At 71.6% G+C, this 22,887-nt stretch carries 21 protein-coding genes; 10 read left to right on the top strand and 11 right to left on the bottom strand.

What is annotated here, in order from left to right; genetic code table 11:
• Positions 1-38 precede the first annotated feature (38 nt).
• Positions 39-1,700 (bottom strand): peptide-N4-asparagine amidase, encoded by a 1,662-nt coding sequence (locus AA23TX_RS16250; RefSeq protein ID WP_155543354.1) that lies wholly within the window; start codon positions 1,698-1,700, stop codon positions 39-41.
• Between the two features lie 111 nt (positions 1,701-1,811).
• On the opposite strand from AA23TX_RS16250, the gene AA23TX_RS16245 reads away from it, so the two are divergent.
• Both AA23TX_RS16245 and AA23TX_RS16240 read left to right on the top strand, forming a co-directional pair.
• Positions 1,812-4,871: an ATP-binding protein gene (locus tag AA23TX_RS16245; protein ID WP_155543353.1), complete on the top strand. Its 3,060-nt coding sequence runs from the start codon at positions 1,812-1,814 to the stop codon at positions 4,869-4,871.
• A 105-nt stretch (positions 4,872-4,976) separates the two neighbouring features.
• Entirely contained in the window at positions 4,977-5,630 is a 654-nt protein-coding gene (locus AA23TX_RS16240; RefSeq protein ID WP_338422504.1) for an 8-oxoguanine DNA glycosylase OGG fold protein, read from the top strand.
• Here the strand turns inward: AA23TX_RS16240 and AA23TX_RS16235 are convergent.
• Genes AA23TX_RS16235 through AA23TX_RS16225 form a run of 3 tightly spaced genes read right to left on the bottom strand, consistent with a single transcriptional unit; the run spans position 5,615 to position 7,985 of the window.
• Entirely contained in the window at positions 5,615-6,460 is an 846-nt protein-coding gene (locus tag AA23TX_RS16235) for an ABC transporter permease (RefSeq protein WP_155543351.1), read from the bottom strand. The genes AA23TX_RS16240 and AA23TX_RS16235 overlap by 16 nt on opposite strands.
• A complete protein-coding gene (locus tag AA23TX_RS16230) occupies positions 6,457-7,434 on the bottom strand; it encodes an ATP-binding cassette domain-containing protein (RefSeq protein ID WP_155543350.1) in 978 nt (325 codons plus the stop codon). Before AA23TX_RS16230 ends, AA23TX_RS16235 begins: the two co-directional genes overlap by 4 nt.
• 11 nt (positions 7,435-7,445) lie before the next feature.
• On the bottom strand, positions 7,446-7,985 hold the full coding sequence (locus tag AA23TX_RS16225) for an NADPH-dependent FMN reductase (RefSeq protein ID WP_155543349.1): 540 nt from the start codon (positions 7,983-7,985) through the stop codon (positions 7,446-7,448).
• Between the two features lie 113 nt (positions 7,986-8,098).
• On the opposite strand from AA23TX_RS16225, the gene AA23TX_RS16220 reads away from it, so the two are divergent.
• The gene (locus AA23TX_RS16220; RefSeq protein ID WP_155543348.1) at positions 8,099-9,094 is read left to right on the top strand and encodes a LacI family DNA-binding transcriptional regulator; all 996 of its coding nucleotides are present in this window, start codon (positions 8,099-8,101) and stop codon (positions 9,092-9,094) included.
• Positions 9,095-9,104: 10 nt separating this feature from the next.
• Here the strand turns inward: AA23TX_RS16220 and AA23TX_RS16215 are convergent, their stop codons facing one another.
• Positions 9,105-9,722 (bottom strand): hypothetical protein, encoded by a 618-nt coding sequence (locus AA23TX_RS16215; RefSeq protein WP_155543347.1) that lies wholly within the window; start codon positions 9,720-9,722, stop codon positions 9,105-9,107.
• Positions 9,723-9,903: 181 nt separating this feature from the next.
• Between AA23TX_RS16215 and AA23TX_RS16210 the strand changes: the two genes are divergently transcribed.
• Positions 9,904-11,115, top strand: coding sequence for an MFS transporter (locus AA23TX_RS16210; RefSeq protein ID WP_155543346.1), 1,212 nt, complete (start codon positions 9,904-9,906; stop codon positions 11,113-11,115).
• Here the strand turns inward: AA23TX_RS16210 and AA23TX_RS16205 are convergent.
• The 5 genes from AA23TX_RS16205 to AA23TX_RS16185 all read right to left on the bottom strand — a co-directional run bounded on the left by AA23TX_RS16205 (position 11,112) and on the right by AA23TX_RS16185 (position 17,174).
• A complete protein-coding gene (locus tag AA23TX_RS16205) occupies positions 11,112-11,522 on the bottom strand; it encodes a hypothetical protein (RefSeq protein ID WP_155543345.1) in 411 nt (136 codons plus the stop codon). The two genes, AA23TX_RS16210 and AA23TX_RS16205, sit on opposite strands and share 4 nt — an antisense overlap.
• Positions 11,519-11,752, bottom strand: a complete 234-nt coding sequence (locus AA23TX_RS16200; RefSeq protein ID WP_155543344.1) for a hypothetical protein — start codon at positions 11,750-11,752, stop codon at positions 11,519-11,521. The genes AA23TX_RS16205 and AA23TX_RS16200 overlap by 4 nt, the downstream gene beginning before the upstream one ends.
• Positions 11,753-11,992: 240 nt before the next feature.
• A complete protein-coding gene (locus AA23TX_RS16195) occupies positions 11,993-12,883 on the bottom strand; it encodes an ROK family protein (RefSeq protein WP_155543343.1) in 891 nt (296 codons plus the stop codon).
• Positions 12,880-15,747 carry a glycoside hydrolase family 2 protein gene (locus tag AA23TX_RS16190; protein ID WP_230862519.1) on the bottom strand — a complete coding sequence of 956 codons (2,868 nt, stop codon included), beginning with the start codon at positions 15,745-15,747 and terminating at the stop codon, positions 12,880-12,882. The genes AA23TX_RS16195 and AA23TX_RS16190 overlap by 4 nt, the downstream gene beginning before the upstream one ends.
• Positions 15,744-17,174 carry an APC family permease gene (locus AA23TX_RS16185; RefSeq protein ID WP_155543342.1) on the bottom strand — a complete coding sequence of 477 codons (1,431 nt, stop codon included), beginning with the start codon at positions 17,172-17,174 and terminating at the stop codon, positions 15,744-15,746. The genes AA23TX_RS16190 and AA23TX_RS16185 overlap by 4 nt, the downstream gene beginning before the upstream one ends.
• A 147-nt stretch (positions 17,175-17,321) precedes the next feature.
• On the opposite strand from AA23TX_RS16185, the gene AA23TX_RS16180 reads away from it, so the two are divergent.
• Positions 17,322-18,494: an ROK family transcriptional regulator gene (locus tag AA23TX_RS16180; RefSeq protein WP_196425449.1), complete on the top strand. Its 1,173-nt coding sequence runs from the start codon at positions 17,322-17,324 to the stop codon at positions 18,492-18,494.
• 186 nt (positions 18,495-18,680) lie between these two features.
• Here the strand turns inward: AA23TX_RS16180 and AA23TX_RS16175 are convergent, their stop codons facing one another.
• A complete protein-coding gene (locus AA23TX_RS16175; RefSeq protein ID WP_155543340.1) occupies positions 18,681-18,911 on the bottom strand; it encodes a hypothetical protein in 231 nt (76 codons plus the stop codon).
• 227 nt (positions 18,912-19,138) lie between these two features.
• On the opposite strand from AA23TX_RS16175, the gene AA23TX_RS16170 reads away from it, so the two are divergent.
• The 5 genes from AA23TX_RS16170 (at position 19,139) to AA23TX_RS16150 (ending at position 22,820) form a co-directional block, all read left to right on the top strand.
• Positions 19,139-19,420, top strand: a complete 282-nt coding sequence (locus tag AA23TX_RS16170) for a hypothetical protein (RefSeq protein ID WP_155543339.1) — start codon at positions 19,139-19,141, stop codon at positions 19,418-19,420.
• A 71-nt stretch (positions 19,421-19,491) separates the two neighbouring features.
• Positions 19,492-20,988, top strand: a complete 1,497-nt coding sequence (locus AA23TX_RS16165; protein WP_155543338.1) for an MFS transporter — start codon at positions 19,492-19,494, stop codon at positions 20,986-20,988.
• 2 nt (positions 20,989-20,990) lie between these two features.
• Positions 20,991-21,572, top strand: a complete 582-nt coding sequence (locus tag AA23TX_RS16160; RefSeq protein WP_155543337.1) for a TetR/AcrR family transcriptional regulator — start codon at positions 20,991-20,993, stop codon at positions 21,570-21,572.
• A gap of 123 nt (positions 21,573-21,695) precedes the next feature.
• Entirely contained in the window at positions 21,696-22,262 is a 567-nt protein-coding gene (locus AA23TX_RS16155) for a snapalysin family zinc-dependent metalloprotease (protein WP_155543336.1), read from the top strand.
• A gap of 69 nt (positions 22,263-22,331) precedes the next feature.
• Entirely contained in the window at positions 22,332-22,820 is a 489-nt protein-coding gene (locus tag AA23TX_RS16150) for a DUF3592 domain-containing protein (RefSeq protein ID WP_155543335.1), read from the top strand.
• Positions 22,821-22,887: the final 67 nt, after the last annotated feature.

The following is a 22,887-nucleotide window of genomic DNA, read 5'->3' as shown; positions in this document are numbered from 1 at the left end:
GCACTAGCCCGATCGGGTGAGGCACCGCGAGAGCTGTCTCACCTCCGCGGCGGGAGCTCCCGGTTCTCGGTGATCAGCCCGTGCTCGCTCGCGACGTAGTGGAAGTACGGCCGGCCGAGGTCGTCGGAACCGGCGAACGACGTGCGCGAACGGCCGTCGGCCTCGGTGTTGACGCCGTTGGTGCGGGCCAGCACGCCGGACGAGCTCAGCCACTCGCTCGACGCCCGGACCGGGCGCCAGCCCCGGCCGTCGCCGGTGAGGTCGGCCAGGGTCTGCGTCATCTCGGCCGCGCCGGCGATCCGCAGGTTCTGGTCGTCGGTGATGTTCGCGGTCGCGTCGGTCGTCAGCGGGTAGGACCACGTGTGCCGGGCGGCCGAGCGGACCCGTCCGTCCACAGTGGACGTCGACGTCTGCTGCCCCGCATCGCCCTGCACGACGTGCTGGGTGAAACCGCCGCCGGTGACGTCGTCGCTGTTGCGGTAGTCGCGGGTGCGCTCGACGCGGGTGTACACGCGGCCCGCGGACGTGTCGACGTAGCCCGCGGTGACGTCGTGGCGTTTCGCCGTGACCGTCACGTTCACGCCGTCCTGGATGTCCTTCACCGTTTCCTGCCGAGCCGGGGCCGCGGCGACGTCGTGCCGGGTGAGGGCGCCGGACGTGCGCGCGGCGTTTTTGTCGGTGTAGAGCAGTAGCGTCGGGACGACGGTGAATTCGCCGCCGATGTCCGGGAAGGAGAAGGAGAGGTCGTGCGTCCCGCCATCCACGAGCCTGCCCGCGAACGGCGTGATGTCGTAGGTCTCGGCCTGCAGGCTGAAGGTGTCGATCGCGACGATCGGCCGCCACAGCTGCGGCACGATCCCGCCGGAGTAGATGTGCGGGAAGGTGAACGCGCTGCCGGCGGGCGTCCCGTCGAGCGCGAAGTTCGCTTCGCGGTACGGGCCCTTGCCGCAGAGCCCGGCCGCCGGGTACTTCGCCGAGACGGCGTCCGGGACGTCGTCGAACCACTGCTCGTCACACGCGTGGCCTTCGAGCGTCACCTCGAGGTAGGCGCGGGTGATGTTGCGCGGCAGGTCCTTCGCGGTGAAGTGCACGGTGGGCGCCGAAGGCGTCGCGTCGACGTGGCCGAAACCGGCGACGTGGTCGGCGACGTCGGGCGCGGGATGCTTCCGGTCGGCCTGGTAGTAGGTGAGCGTCACGGTCTGGGCGTAGACGCCGGTGTAGATCGGCGAGTTGTAGTTCTCGATGCCGCCGTGGAACGGCTGCGGCGTGCGCAGCAGCGCGGCGTACGGCGTCAGGTTCTTGTCGAAGTGGTAGGTGATCGGCCGGTTGCCCTCACCGCTGGGCTCCTCCGTGGTCCCCCACCAGACCTCGGTCGCGCCGATCCGCAGGTCGCCGATGCGGTCGTACTGGCGGCCGCCGACGGTGACCGTCTGGTCCATCACGACCTTCGCCCACGGCCCGGCGCACGCCTTCGGCGGCGTGAGCGTGCCCTCGTAGAACTGCGGGGTGCCGTCGGCGGCGTTGGAGCGGAAGGCCTCGGCCAGCGTGACCGTGCAGTGCGGGGTATCGGGCCTCGTCACCGCGGGCGCCGCCGTCACGGGATTGTCGGTGTCGTGTTCGAGCACCGGATCGGCCGAGGCGACCGCCCCGGAAAGCACCCACGTCAGCACTACGGACAGGACGATCGTGAAGATCCGCACCCGGACTCCTCCCTGCGGCAGGCACACCGCTGCGGAGCCTAGTGCGGTAATCGTGCGACGAACGGTGGGAAAGCGTGAGAGGCTCGGCACCGGAATCGGGAGGAACCGGACATGACAGCCGCGCTCATCGGGCGGGCGCACCCCGCCGCCGCGCTGCGGGCCGAGCTCGACCGGGCCGTGGCGAGCCACGGCGGCCTGGTCCTGGTCACCGGCGAGGCCGGGATCGGGAAGACCACCCTCGTCACCGGGCTGGCCGACGACGCCCGCCGCCGCGGCGCCATGGTGCTCGCCGGCGCCTGCTGGGACTCCGACAGCGCGCCCGGGTACTGGCCGTGGGTCCAGGTGGTGCGCGCGCTGCGCCGTGAGCTGCCGGAAGAGGAGTGGGCGCGGCTGGACACGGCGACGCTGTCGGCGCTGCTCGGCGAAGCGGCGGGCTCGGACGGCTTCCGGCTGCACGACGCGGTCACGACGGCGCTGGCCGCGGCGGCGCACGACCGTCCGGTCGTCGTGGTGCTCGACGACCTGCACTGGGCCGACGCGGCGTCGCTGCGGCTGCTGGAGTTCGCCGCGCGGCACACGTGGTTCGAGCGGCTGCTGCTCGTCGGCGCGTACCGCGACGTCGAGGTCGAGGCACCCGGCCACCCGCTGCGCGAGCTCGTCCTGCCGCTGGTGGCGAAGGCGACCACGGTGACGCTGACCGGGCTCGCGCCGGACGAGGTGGCCGAGCTGATGAGCCGCACCGCCGGCACCGAGCCGGACCCCGCGTTGGCCGCCGAGGTGCACCTGCGGACGGGCGGAAACCCGTTCTTCGTCGAGCAGACCGCGCGCCTGTGGCACAGCGGCAGCCCGGTGTCGGCCGTCGCGCCCGGGGTCCGGGATGCCTTGCAGCGGCGGCTTTCCCTGCTGCCGGCGCCGGTCACGCGGTTGCTGACCGACGCCGCGGTGCTGGGCCGGGAGTTCCACCGCGGGATCCTCGCGGCGCTGACCGGGGTGCCGGTGCCGGAGATCGACCAGCTGCTGGCGCGTGCGGCCGCGGCGCGGCTGGTGACCGCCGTCGGCGACGGCCGGTTCGCCTTCGCCCACGACCTCGTGCGGGAGTCGCGGTACGCCGAGCTGGAGCCGGCCGAGGTCCGGCGAAGACACGCCGCGGTCGTCCGCGCGCTCGACGCGGCACCCGACCTGGTGCCGCTGGTGTTCGCGGCCGACCGCGCCCGCCACGCCTACCTCGCCGGCGACGAGGTCGAGGCCGAGCGCGCGGCCGAGCTGCTGGTGGCGGCGGCGCGGGACGCGAGTGCGCGGCTGGCGAACGACGAGTGCGCCGGCCACTACCGGCGGGCGCTCGAAAGGGCGGCCGAGCCGCGGCGGCGGGTCGTGATCGCGCTCGACCTCGGCATCACGCTGTGCCGCCGCGGCGAAGACGAAGAGGCGTGGCGCGTCTTCGAAGAGGCGGTCGCGCTGGTGCGTGAGCTCGACGACGACGCGCTGCTCGCGCGGGCCGCGCTCACGCTGTCCCGCGCCGCACCGACCGGGTCGCGCCTGGCCTTGACGTCGGACTTGCTGGTGGCGGCGCACGAACGGCTGGCGGGGAAGCCGGCGGAGCCGCTGTCGCTCGACCGCGTCACGCTCGAGCTGACCGCGCGAGCGGCGGTGCTGGCTCGCGACGGCGAAGACGACCAGGAGCTGTCGTTCACGCTCTGGGCGCGTCACGACCTGATCTGGGGCCCGGGCAGCGCGCGGGAGCGGGAGCGGCTGACCGACGAGCTGGCCGTGCTGGCGCGGCGGACGGGCGATCGCGAGAACGAGTTCTTCGCGGCGTCGCTGAAGTGGGTCGCGTTGCTGGAGCAGGGCGACCCGCGCTACCTCGACCAGTACCGGGTGCTCCGGGGGCTGACGGCCGGCAGCGGCCTTCCCGGCGCCGAGTTCGCGGCGCTGCTCGACGGCAGCATCGTCGGCGCGCTGCGCGGCCGCTTCGCCGAGGCGCACGCGGACCTGGACCGCGTCGAGGAGCTGTACGGCCGCGAGTTCGGGTACATGGTGGACCACGTGCGGTGGAGCTACCTGCTGCTGCAGGGCCGGTTCGACGACCTGGCCGCGCACACCGCGCGGGTGGCCGCCGGCGACCACCCGCACCCGGACCTGCTGGCGGCGCTGGCGGCGGTCCAGCGAGGGGACGCGACCCGCGAGGTGACCGGGCCGTTCTCCCGCGAGTTCGCCCCGATGTGGCTGCGCTACCAGGCCCAGGCGGCCGCGCTGACCGGCGACCGTGAGGCGTGCGAACGGCTCCTGGGCGAGCTGACGCCGTACTCCGGCGAGTGGCTGGTGGCGCTGTACGGCTGCGAGATCAGCGGGCCGGTGGACCTCTGGGCCGGCCTCCTCGAAGCCGCCCTCGGCCGGCACGATGCAGCCGTCTCGCGTTTGACGGCCGCGGCGGCCTCGGCGGACCGGATGCGCCTGCGCCCGTGGGCGGCGGAGGCTCGCGCCCGCCTCGCGTCCGCACTGGCGGCCCGGGGCGCCCCCGGCGACGCGCAACGGTCGGCCGCGGTGACGGCGGCGGTCCGAGCGGTGGCATCGGAGCTGGGCATGGCCCACCTGGCCGCCCCGCCGTCTGCTCCGGCGCCGGTCCCGTCCGACGAGTTCCGCCGGACCGACGAGGTGTGGACGCTGCGGTTCGCCGGACGCGAGGTCCGGGTGCCGGACGCGAAAGGCTTGCGGGACCTGCACATCCTGCTCGGCTCCCCCGGCGCCGAGATCCCCGCGGTCCGCCTGCTCGCACCGGAAGGCGGAGAGACCGTGGTCGCCGCGCGGCGCTTGGGCGGCGACCCGGTGCTCGACGAGGTGGCGAAGTCGGCCTACCGCCGCCGCCTCGACCACCTCGACGCGGAGATCGACGAAGCGACGACCCTCGGCAAAGACCGCCTGGCGGCGGACCTGGACCGCGAACGCGAGGCACTGCTGGCCGAGTTGCGCACGGCCGCCGGCCTGGGCGGCCGGACCCGCCGCCTCGGTGACGAGGCGGAGCGAGCCCGCAAGGCGGTGACGGCCCGCATCCGCGACACGCTGCGCAAGCTCGCGGAGTCGCACCCGGAGCTGGCCGGCCACCTCAACGCGACGGTGACGACCGGTTCGTCGTGCCGCTACGCCCCGGAACGGGAGGTCCGCTGGCGCCTGTGATCTCCCCGGCCACCCGCCGCGAGCTGAGACCGCGTGCGCCGTTCGGCTCGCGCTGGAGGCCGGCCGTAACGCCCACGCCCGGCGAGCGACCCCCTTGCCGTGACGATGACCGACCTGACTCCCCTGGCCCTCCCGGCGTGGGCGGTTCCCACGGCTCCCCGCCGGCAGGCGGTCGAGGAGCACTGCGTCTCCATCCGCGCCGCGTGGTGGCGTGAGGAGCTCGACCGGCGAGAGCTGCCGGGCGAGCGTCCGGCCGGGCCGTCCCTGACGCGCGCCGAGGTGTGGGCGCCGGCCGACGACGTGTTCACGCTGCTGTGGCGCACCCTGGCCTGGGGCTGTGGCTCCCACTTGCGGCAGAGCGCCCGCCGGCTGGACAGCATCGCCGAGGACGTCGATGCCGCCAGGGCGCTCCTGACCGAGGCCGCGACGGCCTCGCGGGTCGACCCGGCGCGCGCCTTCGCCCTGATGCGCCCCGGACGGCTGAACACGTTCCGGTTCTTCGGTCCGTCGTTCTTCACGAAGTTCCTGTACTTCGCCGGGGGCGGCGAGCCGGACCACCCGTGCCTCATCCTCGACCGGGTGGTCGCGACCGCGCTGCGCGAGCACTGCGGGTGGGAATCGCTCCACCGCATCGGGCCCTGGCCGGCGGTGACCTACGAGCGGTACTGCAGCCTGCTCGCCCGCTGGGCGCGCACCGGCGGCCACGCCGCCGACGAAATCGAGGTCACCCTCTTCACCCGCGGTCACTTGCGGTTGTAGAGCCGCATCGTCAACGTCCCGAACACCGCCACCAGCAACACCGACGCGCTCAACGTGATCAGCACGGCGGGCACGTCCCACACGCCCGCCATCATCGACCGCACGCCCGTCACCAGGTGCGAGATCGGGTTGATGTCCACGAACACCCGCAGCCACCCCGGCATCGTCTCCGGGCTCACGTAGATGTTCGACAGGAACGTCAGCGGGAAGATCACCATCATGCTGACCCCCATCACCGACTTCTCGCTGCGCAGCAGCAGCCCGAACATCGTCCACACCCACGAGAACGCGAACGAGAACACCAGCAGCAGCGCCACCCCCGCCGCGACGCCCGGGAAGCCGCCGCCCGGGCGGAAGCCCAGCACCAGGCCCACCAGCATGATCACCACCGACGCGATCAAGTACCGCAGCACGTCCCCCAGCAGGTAGCCGACCATCGCCGACGGGCGCCAGATCGGCAACGTCCGGAAGCGGTCGAACACGCCCTTCTCGATATCCGTGTTGACCGCGATCCCCGTGTACATCGTGATCATCACGACGCTGCTAGCGAGGATGCCCGGCAGGAAGAACTGCAGGTACTCCCCCGGCGAACCGGCCAGCGCGCCGCCGAAGAGGTACGTGAACATCAGCGTCATCATGATCGGGAACGCGGTCACGTCGAACAACTGCTCGGGCACGTGCTTGATCTTCAGCACGGCCCGCCAGCCGAAGGTGAACGACGTCGACAGCGCCCCCGGCCGCGGGGGCCGCCGGGCCGCGACGAGCACCGCCGCCAGGTCTTCGGCCTTGGGCGCGGCGAGTTCGGTTTCCTTGACCGCGGTGGCGCTCACGCTGCTTCCTCTCCGCTCGCGGTGTGGTCGGTCAGGGCCAGGAACACCTCGTCGAGGCTGGGCTGGCCGAGTGAGAACGTGTCGACGGTGATCCCCGCGGCCGCCAGCTCGGCCAGCGCGCGGGCGGACTGTTCCGCGGCCGCCGTGTCGCCGGCCGCGGCGGTGAGCCGCGCGGTCAGCGCCACCGGGTCGGGTTCACGCTGGACGGCGGCGTCGACCACCCGGGACAGCACGCCCTCGGCGGCCTCGCGCTGCGCCGCGTCGCGCAGCCGCAGGTGGATCGCGCCGGCGCCGACCGACGCCTTCAGCTCCCCCTGCGTGCCTTCGGCGATCACGCGGCCGTGGTCGATCACCGCGATCCGCGACGCCAGCTGGTCGGCTTCGTCGAGGTACTGCGTGGTCAGCAGCACGGTCGTTCCCTGCGCGACGATCGCGCGCACGATGTCCCAGACCTGGTTGCGGCTGCGGGGATCCAGCCCGGTCGTGGGCTCGTCGAGGAACAGCAGGTCCGGTGTGTTGAGGATGCTCGCGGTGATGTCGAGCCGCCGCCGCATGCCGCCGGAGTACTGCTTGACCTGCTTGCCGGCGGCTTCGGTGAGGCCGAACGCCGCCAGCAGCTGCGCGGCCCGGTCACGCGCCGCCGGGCGGCTGTGGCCGAGCAACCGGCCCAGCAGCACCAGGTTTTCGGCGCCGGTCAGGTCTTCGTCCACCGACGCGTACTGGCCGGTGAGGCTGACCCGGCCGCGGACGGCGTCGGCCTCGCGGACGACGTCGCGGCCGAACACGCGGGCCTCGCCGCCGTCCGGGCGGAGCAGGGTGGCGAGCATCCGGACGGTGGTGGTCTTGCCGGCACCGTTGGGGCCGAGTACGCCGTAGACGGTCCCGGCGGGCACCACGAGGTCGACGCCGTCGACGGCCCGGGTGTCACCGAAAACCTTGACGAGCCCGGAGGTTTCGATCGCGGGTGAGGTCATCTGCGGTCCTTTCACGCGCAGTAGGGGCGGGTCCGGCGGGCGTCGCGCAGCGCGAGCCCCCACCAGGTGAGTTCGTCGAGCAGGGCCGGCACGCGCTCGTCGTCGAACGACGGCGCGAGCAGGTCGAGGGCGACCGCGTCGCGCATCGTCACGGTGTGCAGCTCCAGGAAGACGTCCCGAAGCTGCGCGACGGCGTGACGGCCGCCGGCCCGGTACCCGTAGGAGACGAAGCCGACCGGCTTCGCGTGCCACTCGTCGTAGGCGAAGTCGATCGCCTGCTTGAGCGGCCCGGGAAAGCTGCGGTTGTACTCGGGCGTGACGACGACGTACGCCTCCGCCCGGCCGATGCGCTCCCGGAACCGGGTCAGCCCCGGCGTCGGCTCCGCCGGGTAGGCCGCCGGGAGGTCCGCCTCGGCGAGGTCGACGGGGTCGAGGTCGAGCCCCGTCCGCCGGCCCGCCGCGGCCGTGAACCACCGGCCGACACGCGCGCCGGCGCGGCCTTCGCGGGTGCTGCCGATCAGCACCACCACCCGCAGCGGTCCACCGTCCATTCCGGCCTCCTCACGCCTGCCGACCGGAAGGCGCGAGACGCGATGCCAGATCAGATCTGACTGAAACGTTTCATACGCGTGGTAGGCTCGCGCTTTCTCTGCGAGGGGGTGCTTTGGTCGGCATCAAGGACGTCGCCAAGCGGGCCGGCGTCTCGATCGGCACGGTGTCCAATGTGGTCAACCGGCCGCACGTGGTCGCGGTGGCCACCCGGAACCGCGTCCTGTCGGTGATCGAAGAGCTCGGCTACGTCCGCGACGAGTCGGCGCGGCAGCTGCGCGCCGGCCGCAGCCGGATCATGGGGCTGCTCGTGCTCGACCTCGGCAACCCGTTCTTCGTCGACGTCGCCCGCGGCGCCGAGCAGGCCGCTCACGCCGAGGGCCTCAACATCATCACCTGCAACAGCGGCCAGCGGTCCGACCTCGAAGCGTCCTACCTGGCGATGTTCGCCGAGCAGCGGGTCCGCGGCGTGCTGCTGAGCCCGGTCGGGACGTCCGGCGAGGCCCTGCGCGCGTTCCGCCGCAGCGGCACGCCGTACGTGTTCGTCGACCGCAAGGCGCCGACGTCGGAGGCGAGCTCGGTCGCGGTGGACGACATCGCGGGCGGCGCGCTCGCGGCCCGCCACCTCCTGGAGACCGGCCACCGGCGCATCGCGTTCGTCAACGGCCCCGCGATCCTCGCCCAGTGCCGCGACCGCGAGCAGGGCGTCCGCACGGCGCTGACGGATTCGGGAGCGGAGCTGACGGTCCTGGAGGCGATCGGCCTCGACGTCTCTTCCGGCCGCGACGCGGGTGCCCGCCTGCTGGGCACGAGCCCCCGGCCGACGGCGGTGTTCTGCGCGAACGACCTGCTGGCGCTGGGAGTCCTGCAGGCCATGGTCGGCGCGGGCGTCCGCATCCCGGAGGAGATGGCGATCGTGGGCTACGACGACATCGAGTTCGCGGGCGCGGCGGCGGTCCCGCTGACCTCGGTCCGCCAGCCGGCCCAGCGGCTCGGCCGCACGGCGGCCGAGCTCCTGCTGAACGAGACGGCGGACACGACGGCCGAGCACCAGGCGGTCGTGTTCACCCCGGAGCTGGTCGTCCGCGAGTCGACCCGCGTGCGTCGCTGACCCCGGCGGGTCAGGTCGTGGCGAACAGCCGGTAGTTCAGGACGATGTAGCCGGTGTGGTCGCTGGACGACTTGACGTCGTTGCAGCTGACCCAGCCCACTTTGCCCGCCGAGGTCCGCACGCAGAACTCGCTCCCGGCCGACAGCACGACCGGCCCGCCCGGAGCGGGCTTGTCGTTGGCCACCGCCTTGGGACACGCGACGACCGCAGTGTTCTCGCCGCCGTTGTAGTAGTACATCGCCGATCGGCTGACCATGAGTCCCGGGTCGGAGAAGTACAGGTCGAAGTCCCCGTTCGGGCCGCTCGTTTCCACGGCGCGCGCGTCCGGCGCGTCGATGTCGACCCCGGTGCCGGATTCGAGCCGCACCTGAGTGGACACTTCACTCGCCTGCGCCGCGCCGGTCGACGTGGGCGGCGGCGCGGTCCCGGGCTTCGTGGCCGTGACGGTCACCGTCCGGGGCGGCGCGTCGGCCACTCCCTGGTCGTTGCCGACCTTGTAGGCCGCGAAAAGGCCCCCGATCAACGCGGCGATGACCGTGGCCATGGCGGTGATCAGCGTGCCACGACGGGTGATGCGCGCTGCCTGGACCGTCGGATCGACCCGCTCGGTTTCACTTCGCCTGCGCAACTTGTTCCCTTCGGATCCGGACCGGCCGCGCCTGGCGACCGGGAAGCTCACCGGTGTGAGTCTCGGATTCGCGGCCCGGCGTTACGACGCCGCGAGCCGGCGACATCGGTCACCCCGGGGCGGTAAATCGTTTGGCTTGCTCACGACTTTTCGGCACACTGCCGATCATGGGGCGGCACGCGTGACGAACAGGTGGGTGCGGCTGCAGGCCGTCGCGGTGTCCGGTTCCTCCGCCGAAGGGCTGATGCTCGCCGCGCTCCCCTTGCTCGCCGTTTCCCTCACCACCGATCCGCGGGAGATCTCGCTCGTCGGCATCGCCGGGCAGGCGCCGTGGCTGCTGCTTTCCCTCTTCGCCGGCGTGCTGATCGACCGCGTGCGGCGCACCGCCGTGCTCGCCTGGGCCTACGCCGTCCAGGTCGGGGCCGCGCTGGTGCTCGCCGTCGTCGCGTCGGCCGGGCTGCTCAGCCTGCCCGTGCTGCTGATCGTCGCCTTCGTCGTCACCTCCGCGCAGGTGCTCGGGGACGGCGCCAGCGGGGCGCTCGTGCCCGAGCTCGTCGAGCCGGACCGGCTCGCCCACGCCAACGCGCGCCTCACCGTGATCGACCGGGGTGTCGTCCAGTTCGTCGTGCCGCCGCTGACCGGGTTCCTGATCGCCGTCGGCGCCGGGGCGCCCGCGTGGCTGGCCGCCGGCTGCGCGCTGGCCGCCCTCCTCATGGCGCGGCGCATCCCGTCCGAGTCGAGGACCATCGCGCGGACCCACCCGCTGCGCGACCTCTCAGCCGGGCTCACGCACCTGGTCCGGACGCCGCTGCTGCGGTCGATCACGATCAACGTCGCGCTCGGCTCGTTCGCCGCCAGCGCCGGCAACTCCATGTTCGTGCTGTACGCGACGCAGGTGCTGCACGTCGGTTCGGTCGGCTACGGCCTGCTGCTCGCCTGCCTGGCGGTCGGCTGGGTGGCGTCGTCGTTCGTGGTGCAGAAGATCGTCGACCGGTTCGGGTACTCGTGGTCGATGCGGGGAGCGCAGAGCCTCGGCGCGGTGGCGCCGCTCCTGCTGGCGGTGTTGCCGCCGTGGCCGCCGCTGATCGGCGTGGTGCTGGTCTTCCTGACGTCGACGGTGCTGGTCTGGAACGTCTGCTCGCAGTCCAGCCGCCAGCGCTTCACGCCGTCCCCGCTGCTGGGGCGAGTGCTGACCAGCCATCGGGCGCTGGCCTGGGGGTTGACGCCGCTGGGTGCGCTGACCGGCGGTTTGGTCGCGGCGCACTGGAGCCTGCGGGGCGTTTGGCTGGTGGTGGCGGCGATCCAGGCGGTGAGCGCGGTCCTGGTGTGGTTCCAGCTCTCCCCGGCGGCCTTCCGCCGCACCGAACTGGCGACGGCCGAGGCCGCGCGTTAGCGGATCGAGCTGTGTTTGGTTTTGACTCGCGCCACCTCGGCATTCGCTACGGTGCGATCGATTTCCTCGATCATCTTGTCGAGTTCCTGCTTGTAGCTGGCCGTGGTGTTGGGGTCCTCCTTCTGCTTCACCAACGTTTTCCTGGCCGCCTTGATCCGTGACTTCTCGGTCATGCGCTCGGCCCTGAACTTCAGCTCGAAGAAGACGGCCCCGGCGATCACCGACACCGTCGGCGCGGCGTACAAGATGATTTGGCCGTGGACGGTGTGCGTGCCGAAGGCCTGCGCGATCGTGACCATGATCGTTCCACCGCCCGCTCCGCCGATACCGGCTTGCAGGGGCTTGCCGGTCGGACCCACGAACGGCTCGGCGGGCTGCTTGCCCTGCCGACGAGATGGCTGCGTCACTCGCCACCTCCGGATTCCTTCTTGCCGTGGCGAGAGAGGTATTCAGCGGCGTAGATCCTTGCTTGCTCGGGTTCGTCCAGGTCGATTTCCGCGGGTTCACCGTCCCGGGATATCTTGATCTTCTTCCGCTTCCTTCGCCTTTGCCATTCGAGCCCTATCGAGGCCACCGCCTTGACGAGGCCGGACGCCGCAGCCGCGGTAACGAGCGAGATGATCAGATCCGCATCCACGACGACTCCCATTCCTTTTCACAACGCTCCTGGGAATCGCCATCTTGTGGTCGGTCGCAACCGCCGTATCGATCCTGTTAGCCGGTCGAGACCGCACAGTTATCCATTGACGAGGGACACCTGCCTGCCCATCTGCATCGGTCGACGCGGAGAAGGCCGGAGAGCGCGAACGCCCTCCGGCCTCCCGGACTGAAACCGGGTGGCGAACCGGGTCGGGGCACCGGCTCGCCACCCGGACGCCTAACCGCCCAGGGCCAGCGCCACCGCGCCCAGCAACGCCGCATCCTGGTCGAAGCGTGCCGACACCAGCTCCGGCGGGAACGGCACCGCGTGCGCCAACCGGTCCGCCAAAGCCGGCAACAGCACGTCCGCCGAGCGCACCAACCCCCCACCGACCGCGATGCGTTGCGGGTCCAGGGAAATCGCCAGGTTCGCCACGTGCATCGACAGCTCGTCGAGCGCCGCCGTCACCAGTTCCTTCGCCTCGACGTTCTCCTTGGCCAGCGCGAACAGCTCGCCCGCGGTGACCGGGCGGCCGAGCAACTCGCTCGCCCGGCCGCCCAGCCCACGCCCACCGACGGCTTCCTCAAGCGGCGCCGCTCCGCTTGCGAAACCCTCGGTGTCCTGCGGCGAGAGCAGGTTGTACCCGATCTCGCCCGCAGCTCCGTTGGCGCCGGTCAGCAACCGGCCGCCGACCAGCACCGCCGCCGCGATGCCGGTGCCCAGGGACAGGAACACCGCCGGGTCGGCCCCGGCCAGCGCTCCCCAGCGCCACTCCGCCAGGGCCGCCGCCTTCGCGTCCGTCCCGACCGAGATCGGCACGGCCGGGAACTCGGCGGCCACCAGCTCGGCCAGGTGCAGCTCTTCCCAGCCCGGCACGTTCGGTGCCAGCAGGATCCGGTCCGGCAGCACGATTCCCGGGCTGACGACACCGATCGCGGCCGGTGCTGCGCCCGACTCGGCCAGGAGCGCACGCGCCCCGGCGAGTGCCCGCACCACCACCTGCTCGGCCCCCGCCTGCGCGTCGGTGTCCAGCCGGCGGGTGGCCAGCAGGTTCCCGTCGTGGTCGGCGAGCCCCAGCGCCACCTTCGTGCCGCCGAAGTCGATCCCGAGAATCCGTTCCTCAGTCACTCCCTGAACCCCTCGATCTGCGGCGCGACGGCCGCGTCCCCGTGGTGGCCGTACCCGCCGGCCGCCCGCACCACGATCCGGCCGGTGTTGAAGCCGTCGACGCTGATCACCGGCACCGCGCCACGCAGGTCGGCCGCCTTGTAGGTGACGGTCAGCGTCTGCGACTGGCCCGGCCACAGCGTGATGTCGTTGTCGTCCCAGGTCGCGTTCGCGAGCTGGTTGTCACCCGGTCCCTCGTGCCCGTCCGGCGTGCCGCGGCGGACGTCGGCCCGCAGGAAGAACGCCGCCCCCGGTGTCTTCGACGTGTTGGTCACCGTCACCGTGGAGACGAGGTCGCCGCCGTTCGCGCGGGTCGAGGCGACGGCGCCGACCTGCGACTTGGGCAGGTTCTGCAGAGCCTGCAGGTTGCTGTACTGCGACAGCGTCGCCTGCGGGTTGCCCAGCGTCTTGCCCCAGTCGACGACGTCCTTCTGCGTCGAGAGCCAGTAGACGTTCCGGTCGACGACCTTCCCGCCCTGCTTCACCTGCAGCTCGACGAAGTAGACCTGCGCGGCCGCCGGCGCCTTCGTCTCGGCGGGCACCTTCGGCTTCAGGACGCCGGTCTTGACACCCTGCGAAGCGAGCGAGAGCCCGGAAGCCGTCTGGTCGTCGAGGACCTTGCCCGCGGTGTCGAGGACGCGAGCCTGCACCGAAAGCCCCGCCTGCGTCGTCGCCCCGAGGTTGTCCAGGGTCACGGAACCGTTGTCGTAGCCGTAGATCGCGTGCAGCGGCTTGTTCGCCTTCTCGGCGCCGAAGAACGCGCCCGCCTGGTCGCCGTCGTCGTTGTAGAGCGACCACAGCAGCGTCGGCCAGCCCTTGTTCAGCTGCCAGTAGACGACACCGGTCGACGGGTTGTTCTTGTCCGTCGAGTGGTGCAGGAACGCCTCGAACTGCGAGCGGGTGTTCTCGTAGTTCGCGATGTTCGCCAGGTCCACATAGGACTTCAGCGAGTTCCACTTCCCGTACCGCTGGGTGATCGACTGGTCCAGCGTGTACAGCGTGCCGAACGCGTAGCCGCCGTGGTCCGGCTCGAAGTTCGCGTGGTACTGGTTGTACGCCGGGTCCTGCCACAGCTTCGCCTGCTCGGTCGGCGAGAGGAACCGCTTGATCGAGTCGAGCGTCGGCACGGTGTGCCCGGCGCTCTGCTCGCTCGCGAAGCCCCAGGAGCCACCGGCGTTGGTGCGGCTGTCATCGGTAGCGTCGAAGTGCGAAGTGTCGTACCAGTAGGACGGCGGGACCCAGTCGTACGGGCCTTCCTTCTCCCCCGACTGCCCAAGCGTCGGCGTGCTCTTGTACTCCGCCGAGGCGATCACCGGGACCTGGAAGTCCTCCTGCTTGAACGCGGTCAGGACGGCGTTCTCCTGGTTGGCGAACGGCTCGTTGTCGCTCCAGCCGTAGTTGAACACGCTGGGGTGGTTGCGTTCGCGCTGCGCGATGCTGACCGACGAGTCGTGGATGATCCGCAGGTCCCGCTCGCCGAGCTGCTCGGCGGTGTCAGGCTGCCAGGCGTCACAGCACAGGAACCCGCCGATGACGAGCAGCCCGGCGCGGTCGGCCTGGTCGTAGAAGTCCTGCGGCATGTCGTGGCCTTCGAGGCGGACGCCGGACAGGCCCATGTTCTTGATCAGCGCGATCTGGTGGGCGGTGTCGGCCGAGTCGTAGCGCAGGAACAGGTCCGGCGCGAATCCGCCGCCGCGGAAGACGAAGTCCTTGCCGTTGATCGTGAACTGGCGCGCGCCCTCGGGCAGCGGCGCGGACTTCCCGACCAGGCGCGAGGTCACCGTGCGAATGCCGAAGGTGCTCTTGGACGACGTCGACAGCACGCCGTCCTGCGACACCGCGGTGGTCAGCGTGTACAGCGGCTGGTCACCCATCGAGTACGGCCACCAGACCTGCGGGTGGTTGATCTTCACGGGCGCGAACGTCACCGTCCGCTTGGTGTTCGCCGGGATCGTCACCCGCTGGTGGACGACGACCGGCGCGCCCGACGGCGCGGTGACCGTCGCGGCGACATCGCCGGTCTGCGGGTTCGCCGCGTCGTTGGTGACGTCGACCTTCACCGTCAGCTTCGAGCTGGACAGGTCGGGCGCGTTGTCCTGCACGACGTGCGCGTTGTCGCCGGTGAGCGCGTCGCCGACCTGCAGCGTCGGCGGGAACTGGATGCCGGTGTCGTTGTCCGGCGGGATCTGGCCCCAGTCGACCTGGTCGAGCGTGTACATCTTCAGCGGGTTGTTCGGGTAGACCTTGATCGCCAGGGTGTTCTTGCCCGGCTTCACCAGCTTCGAGACGTCGAAGGTGTGCCCGGCGAACGCGCCGCTCACGACGTCCTTCGACGCGACGAGCTTGCCGTTCACCCAGACGTCGCCCTCGCCGACGATGCCCGGGATGGTCAGCTTCGCGTGCTGGCCGTTCTTGAAGTCCGGGGTGAAGTCGGCGCGGTACCACCACGGGTCGGAGAACGGCTTCGTGACGACGGGGCCGAGCTTGTCGACGTACCCGAAGCATTTGCGCATGTTGTCGGAGTAGAAGACGTCGGGGCACTTGCCGTTCTGCACCAGGGCGTTGATCTCGGTGCCCGGCGCGCCCGCGTCGTCCGGCTTGACCGGCAACCAGCCGCGGGTGGCGTACCCGGGCGTGGAGACCTTGTCGCCGCCGTCCTTGACGTCGGCGGTGGTGAGCACCTGCCAGCCCTGCAGGCCGATCGTGCTGAGGCCGTGCGGTTTCGCCGCTTCGGCGTGGACGTCCTGCGCCGAGGCCGGCGGGGCCACGCTGAGCACCCCCGGCACCAGGAGCAGCGCGGCCAGCGCCGCGAGCTTCTTCGTCATGCCTGAGCCCCTTCGGTTTCGGTGGAGGCGAAGGCCTCCTTGATCTCCTTGGGTCCGAACGGCCACGTCTTCTCGGTCTTGGCGTAGACGAGGTAAGCGAGCGCGCCGACGGCGATCCAGCCCAGCGACAGCCCGATCGAGAGCCAGGTCGCGGAGACGTAGATGTAGACCCAGCCGACCAGCGCGACGATCGTCGGCACCGGGTAGAGCCACTGCCGGTAGGGCCGCCTGAGGTTCGGCTGGCGGCGGCGCAGCGTCACGATGGCCGCGACCTGGGCCAGCGACTGGATGATGACGAGGGTGGCGACGGCCGCGTTGATGACGTCGGTCAGCGTGAACAGCGAGCCGATGATGGTGATCGCGCCCATGGTGAGCACGCCGGCCGTCGGCAGGTTCAGCTTCGGGTGCAGCTTGCCGAACATCGACAGGAACACCTTGTCCCGCGCGGCTTCGAAGGGCACACGCGAGCCGCCGAGCAGGCCGGCGAACACCGAGCCGATGGCCGCGACGATGATGAAGACGGTGACGATCTTCGCCGTCACGGTGCCCCACGCCTGCTCCAGCACGGTCGAGGCGACCGAGGTGGCGGTCTTCAGCTCCTCCAGCGGAACCGAGCCGAGCACGCCGACCTGGAGCAGGAAGTAGAGACTCATGATGCCGACGATCGAGAAGAGGATCGACCGCGGGATCGTCCGGCCGGGCGAGCGGACCTCGCCGCCGAGGTAGGCCGTCGTGTTGTAGCCGAGGTAGTCGTAGATGGCGATGATCAGGCCGGCCCCGAGGCCGCCCCAGAACGTGCCTTCGCCGGCCGAGCTGAACGCGCCCGGCGTGAACGCGAACGCCTGCGCGCCGCTGAAGTGGGAGAACGCCGCGACGATCGTGGTGAGCACGGCGATGAGCATGACCACGAACAGGACCGTCGTGAGCTTGCCGATCTGGCCGATCTTGCGGAACAGCGCGGCGACGATGACGAGCGTGATGCCGACGCCGATGATCTTGCCCAGGGCCGTCGTGCCCGCGTCGTCGGTGACGCCGGGGATCAGGTAGCCGAGGTACTGGACGAGGCCGATGATGCCGGTGGACATGATCAGCGGGATGAACAGCACCGCGCTCCAGACGAACAGGAACGGCATCAGGCGTCCGGTGCGGTACTGGAAGGCTTCGCGCAGGTACAGGTAGGTGCCGCCGGCACCCGGCATCGCGGCGCCGAGCTCGGCCCAGATGAGCCCGTCGGCCAGCGCGACGATCGCCCCGATGATCCAGCCGAACATCGCCTGCGGGCCGCCCATGGTGGCGACCATCGCGGGAATCGTGACGAACGGGCCGATACCGCACATCTGGGTCATGTTGATCGCGGTGGCCTGCAGCGGACCGATCTTGCGCTCAAGGGCGGGTTGCGGCTCCCCTGAGCGAGTGGGTGAACTCACGGCGTGCCTCCGTCTAGTAGTTAGTAAAGTTTCTTAACATAGAACGTGCGGAGTCGAAAGAGTTCCGTGGATAAACTTGCGGCAACGCGGATCGGAGATGGGGACGTCGTGGGGCGAATCGGGCCGCAGGTGGGAACCCCGGCGACCATGCGGGCGCTGAACCAGCGCGTGGTGCTGGAGCGGCTGCGCGGACAGGGCGAAGCGACACGACCGCAGATCGCGGCCGCGACGGGGCTGTCGAAACCGACCGTGGGACAGGCGCTCCTCGATCTCGAGCAGCACGGACTGGTCCGGACCACTGGCCACAGCCTGGCCGGCCCGGGCCGCGCGGCGGTCGTCTACCGGGCCGCGCCGGACGCGGGGCACGTCGTCGGCGTCGACATCGGGCGGCGCGCGATCCGGATCGCCGTGGCCGACCTGGAGGGCAGCATCGTCGCGCGGCTCGACGAGCCCAACCGGTGCCGCTCCGCGAGCGCTTTGGTGCGCACCGTCAGCGAATCCGTCGAACGGGCGGTGACTTCGGCCGGGCTCACCCCCGGCGACGTCGTCTCGACGGTGGTCGGCACACCCGGCGTCCCCGACCCGGCGACCGGCACGGTCCACCGCGCGCCGAACCTGCCGGGCTGGGAGCGACGCGGGCTGCTGCACGAGCTGGTCGCGGCGTTGGCGACGGCGGGTTCGGACGTCGTGGTGGAGAACGACGCGAACCTGTGCGCGGTGGGCGAGCACGCCCTCGGGGCGGCGCTGGGCGTGGACGTGCTGGTGTGCCTGACGGTCGGCACGGGGATCGGCATGGGGCTGCTGGTGGAAGGCCGTCTGTTCCGCGGAGCCCACGGCGCGGCGGGCGAGATCGCGGACTTGCCGTTCGGGCCCGTCCCGCCGTCGGAGGCGGGCACGCGACGGCCGGGCCCGATGGAGACGGCGGCCGCGGGCCAGGCCGTGGTCGAGGCGGCTCGGTCGTCGGGCTTGCCGGCGCGGTCGGCGAAGGACGTGTTCCGGTTGGCCCGGAGCGGAGATTCGCGGGCGCTTCGGGTGGTTGCGGAGGAAGCGGAGAAGCTGGCTTACGTGGTCGCGGCGGTCACCGCGGTGCTCGACCCGCGGTTGATCGTGCTGGGCGGCGGGATCGGGGGCAACGCGGACTTGCTGGTGCCCCCGATGCGGCGGGCGTTGGCGGCGACGGTCCCGGTGGTACCGGAGATCGTCGCCGGGCAGCTGGGTGAGGACGCGGTACTGGCGGGGGCGATCGCCACGGCGCTGGGGACGGCTCGGGAGCTGGTGTTCGACCGCCGCGGCCTGCGGCGGGCCGCGGGTGGGGCTTAGGAGCGGTCACTCCGGAACCCTGCGCATCCCGCCCGCACAGCGAGCAAACGACCGGTCGCCCCGGCCGCTGATGGACTTGGATCCGCCGCGCGGTCGAGTCAGCACCAGGAGAACGACCGGTCGCCCCGATCGGTCCCCGCCGCCTCCAAGAGCCAGCCGCGACACCCGGCAAAGCCGACCCGCGAGCTAGTCCGACGGCCCCCGCAGCGTGAGCACCACCCGCAGCACGTGCTCGACCGCCGCCGGGAACAGTGCCGCCCTCAACTCCCCTCGCTCCGCCAAGTTCGCCGAAGCGAACTCCAGCACCCGCTCGGGCCCGCCCCGCCGCACCACGAGCGCCGCCAGGTCCTCGAGGTCCAGGTCCGGGTGGTCGAGGCGCGTCAAGGCGAACTCGATCATCAGCTCTTCCGACGTCATGTCCACCTCCTCCCTCCATCCTAAGCACCTCGGGCTAACACTTGATCGAACAGACTTCGAGCCCCGATGTGGTGATCTCCACGCCGGCCCGGGCCACCCACAGCAGGCGCCGATTGCGCCGTTCGACGGAGATTTCGGGCGATCGTGTACGGAACGCGAATACCCGGTAACCCGGACGAGCCGGTCAGTCATGATGCAGGACCACCCGGCGGCGGATCGGAGGCGACATGGCCCTGCACCGGCAACCCACGCGAGCCGGACTCCGGCGCCCGCGGCACGCCCACCCCGCCCGCTGGTGGCCGCCCGTTCTCGTGGCCGCCACCGTCGCCGCCGTGATCCCCGGGGACACCGTCGGGGGCCTGCTCGCGGGCACCGGCATCCTCGTGGCCCTGACCGCGGTCGCCGCGGCCCGGCGCGTGCTGGGCCACGCCTCCGTGCACGTCAACCTCATCCTCGCCGAGGAACTGGCGCTGTCCGGACGCGGGCCGGTCGTCCAGCCGGACAGCTGAGGCCACCCCTCTCCGTGCGATGACTCACTCCGGCCCACTTACTGTACCGTCCAGACGGTACAGTAAGTCGCATGACCACAAGTCAGCCGACCCGGGAAACGGCCGGGCCCCTCAGCCACCGCCACCGGTGGGCCGCGTTGAGCGTGCTGGTCGGCGCCGTGCTCCTGCTCGCGGTCGACGGCACGGTGCTCTACCTCGCCGTCCCCTCGCTCACCCGTGAGCTCGCGCCGACCGCGATCGAAATCCTCTGGATCGGCGACATCTACTCCCTCGCCCTGGCCGGCCTGCTCGTCACGGCCGGGAACCTCGCCGACCGCTTCGGCCGCAAGCGAGTACTGCTCATCGGCACCGCGGCGTTCGGGCTGGCGTCCGCGCTGGCCGCGTTCTCCCCCACCGCCGGAGTGCTCGTCCTCGCCCGGCTGCTGCTCGGGATCGCCGGCGCGACGATCATGCCGTCCACGCTGTCACTCATCCGCACCCTCTTCCCCGACCCGCGCGAGCGCACCCGCGCCATCGCGGTCTGGTCGGCCGGGTCCGGCGGCGGCATCGCGCTGGGCCCGCTCGTCGGCGGCGCGCTCCTCGAGCACTACTGGTGGGGCTCGGTGTTCCTGATCAACGTGCCGATCGTCGTCGTCTTCCTCGTCGCGGGCGCGTTCCTGCTGCCGGAGTCCCGCGACCCGGACCCGGGCCGCTTCGACGTGCTCTCGGCCGGCCTGTCGATGGCCGCGATCGTCCCGCTCGTCTACGCGGTCAAGCACGCCGTCGGTTCGGGGATCGACGCGCAGGTGGCCGTCGCGGCCGCCGTCGGCGTCGTCTCGGGTGTCCTGTTCGTCCGCCGCCAGCGACGGACGGCCGATCCGCTGATCGACGTCACCCTGTTCCGCAACGGCGCGTTCACCGGCGCGGTCCTGGCGAGCTTCATCGCGGTCTTCGCGTTGATGGGCCTGCTGTTCTTCTTCTCGCAGTACCTGCAGCTCGTCCGCGGCTTCTCACCGTTGCGGGCCGGGTTCGCGGAAATGCCGGCGACGCTCGCGTCGATCGTCGTCGTGGCCGCCGTCGGCGTGGTCGTCCGGCGGCTCGGCCAGGGACGCGCGGTCGCCGCCGCCCTCGCCGTCGCCGCGCTGGGTCTGGCCCTGGTCGCCGTCGCCGAGCCGCTCCCGCAGTACTGGTGGCTGGGCCTGACGCTCGTCCCGGTCGGGCTCGGGGTGGGACTCGCGCTGACGCTGACCGTCGACTCGGTGTTGTCGGCCGTCCCGCCGGACAAGGCCGGTTCGGCGTCGGCGATCTCCGAGACGGCGTACGAACTCGGTGCGGCGCTGGGCATCGCGATCCTGGGCTCCCTGGTCACCCTGGCCTACCGCGGTTTCCTGCCCGCCGGCCCGATCCCGGCCGAGGCGCGCGACTCCCTGGCGTCCGCGGCGAGGGTGCTCGCCCCGGAGTCGGAGCTCGCGCACACCGCCCGGGAGGCCTTCACCGGCGCGATGCAGGTGACGTCGCTCGCGGCCGCGGGCGTCACCGCCGTCGCCGCGGTGATCGCCTGGCGTACGATTCCGTCCGGAAAGGACTGAGCATGCCCCGAAAAGCCGGACGCAGCCCGGAAGAGACGCGCCGGGCGCTGCTCGACGCGGCCGGGACGGTCATCCGCACGCGGGGTGTCTCGGCGTCGCTCGACGACATCGCCAAGGCGGCCGGGGTGTCGAAAGGCGGGCTCCTGTACCACTTCCCCGCGAAGGACGCCCTGGTGCGCGCACTCGCCCAGGACATCCTGGACACCTTCCGCGCCGAGGTGCTGGCGGCGCTCGACCCGGAAGACACCCGCGCGGGCCGGCTGACCCGCGCCTACATCCGGGCATCGCTGGACACGTCGTACGACGAGGTCGCCGTGCGCGAAAACATCGCGTTGATCGCCCAGTTGATTTCGATCCCCGAAATCGCGGCACTCGCCCGCGCGGACGCCGAACGCTGGGACCGCGACCTCCACGACGACGGCCTCCCCGACCACGTGGTCACCCTGGTGGTCGCGGCGGCGGACGGGGCGAGCACGGCCCCGCTCTGGGGGGTCGGCCTCGCGGTGCCGGCCGCCCGCCGGCTCGAACAGCAGCTGCTCGACCTGACGTCCGACACCACGGACGGCCTGTCAACCCGTAAATAGTGTTGGGAAATCACCACTCGCACCGCCCTACGGAAGTCGGCTCCCGTGGACGCTAACACCAGGTAAATTTTCGACAGCGCGCGCAAATCCGGCAAATCCCCGTCCCCTACGAGGAGTCTTCCGATGTCGAGGAAGTTCGCCCTGGCCGGCGCTGTCGCGCTGGCCCTGGCCGTGACGCCGATCGCCGCGGGCACCGCGTCCGCCGCTCCGGCCGGCACCCAGCAGGAAGCGGCCGTCACCACGGTCTACTACAGCACCGCCAGCGCACCGTCGTTCCGCTCGGTGATCAACGCCGGTGCCGCCAACTGGAACCGCAGCGTGACCAACGTCAGACTGGTCGAGCGCAACTCCGGCGCGAGCCTGCGCTACACCGAGGGCAACGACCCCCGCGGGTCCTACGCCTCGACCAACGGGCACGGCAGCGGCACCATCTTCATCGACTACACCCAGGCCCGCCAGTACAACCCGACCCGCATCGCGGCACACGAGACCGGGCACGCCCTCGGGCTGCCCGACCACTACTCGGGCCCGTGCTCGGAACTGATGTCCGGCGGCGGCCCCGGCCCGTCCTGCACCAACGCGGTGCCGAACTCCGCCGAGCGCAGCCGGGTCAACTCGCTGTGGGCCAACGGCCTCGCGGCGACGAACCAGGCCGGCCAGCAGATCTACGAGACGATCTACGGCTACTGATCCGAAGCTGGGTGCGGCCCCGGGGACGAACTTTCCCCGGGGCCGCATCGCGTCGCCCATAATGGGAGCGTGAACGAGCCGGTGCGGGTCGCCTGGGTCCGGAAACCGCGCAGACGCCGGCCGCGCGAGCGCGGACTGCGCGGGCGGGCCGGGCTCTGGGTCACCGCCGCCGGGCTCGTGCTGGCGCTGGCCGTCGGGTGCGGGGCCTTCGCCGTGCAGCGCTACCAGGCCCACATGCGTGCTTCCGGGGTGGAGACGGTCGCGACCGTCAAGGAGGTCCTGGCGATCCGCGGCGGCTACAACCTGAGCGTCGGCTTCACCACCGCAACCGGCCGCGAGGTCAGCACCGAACTCGACGACTTCCCCCGGGATCCGCAGCCGGCGATCGGCGACCGGCTCGCCATCCGCTACGACCCCGACCGGCCGGACGTCACGCTGTGGGACGTCCGCGACCCGCCGGAGTTCGCCGGGGCCACGATCTTCCTGATCTGCCTGTCGGCGGTACTGGCGGCCGCGTCCGCGGTCTTCTTCGCCCTGACGCGGCGACGCCGACCCTGACCGGGACGAAATCGGGCGAGGGCTACGTGACGGTGGCCGTCGACCACACGCACGAACCGGCCGCGGT

This window comes from Amycolatopsis camponoti, from assembly GCF_902497555.1.
GTDB classification, from domain to species: Bacteria; Actinomycetota; Actinomycetes; order Mycobacteriales; family Pseudonocardiaceae; genus Amycolatopsis; species Amycolatopsis camponoti.
This window is presented reverse-complemented; position numbering and strand designations above follow the sequence as displayed.

Coding starts and splice junctions, on each gene's coding strand:
- AA23TX_RS16245 (WP_155543353.1), top strand. CDS start 1,812: ATGACAGCCGCGCTCATCGGGCGGGCGCACCCCGCCGCCGCGCTGCGG.
- AA23TX_RS16240 (WP_338422504.1), top strand. CDS start 4,977: ATGACCGACCTGACTCCCCTGGCCCTCCCGGCGTGGGCGGTTCCCACG.
- AA23TX_RS16230 (WP_155543350.1), bottom strand. CDS start 7,434: ATGACCTCACCCGCGATCGAAACCTCCGGGCTCGTCAAGGTTTTCGGT.
- AA23TX_RS16225 (WP_155543349.1), bottom strand. CDS start 7,985: ATGGACGGTGGACCGCTGCGGGTGGTGGTGCTGATCGGCAGCACCCGC.
- AA23TX_RS16190 (WP_230862519.1), bottom strand. CDS start 15,747: ATGACGAAGAAGCTCGCGGCGCTGGCCGCGCTGCTCCTGGTGCCGGGG.
- AA23TX_RS16180 (WP_196425449.1), top strand. CDS start 17,322: ATGCGGGCGCTGAACCAGCGCGTGGTGCTGGAGCGGCTGCGCGGACAG.
- AA23TX_RS16175 (WP_155543340.1), bottom strand. CDS start 18,911: ATGACGTCGGAAGAGCTGATGATCGAGTTCGCCTTGACGCGCCTCGAC.
- AA23TX_RS16170 (WP_155543339.1), top strand. CDS start 19,139: ATGGCCCTGCACCGGCAACCCACGCGAGCCGGACTCCGGCGCCCGCGG.
- AA23TX_RS16165 (WP_155543338.1), top strand. CDS start 19,492: ATGACCACAAGTCAGCCGACCCGGGAAACGGCCGGGCCCCTCAGCCAC.
- AA23TX_RS16160 (WP_155543337.1), top strand. CDS start 20,991: ATGCCCCGAAAAGCCGGACGCAGCCCGGAAGAGACGCGCCGGGCGCTG.
- AA23TX_RS16155 (WP_155543336.1), top strand. CDS start 21,696: ATGTCGAGGAAGTTCGCCCTGGCCGGCGCTGTCGCGCTGGCCCTGGCC.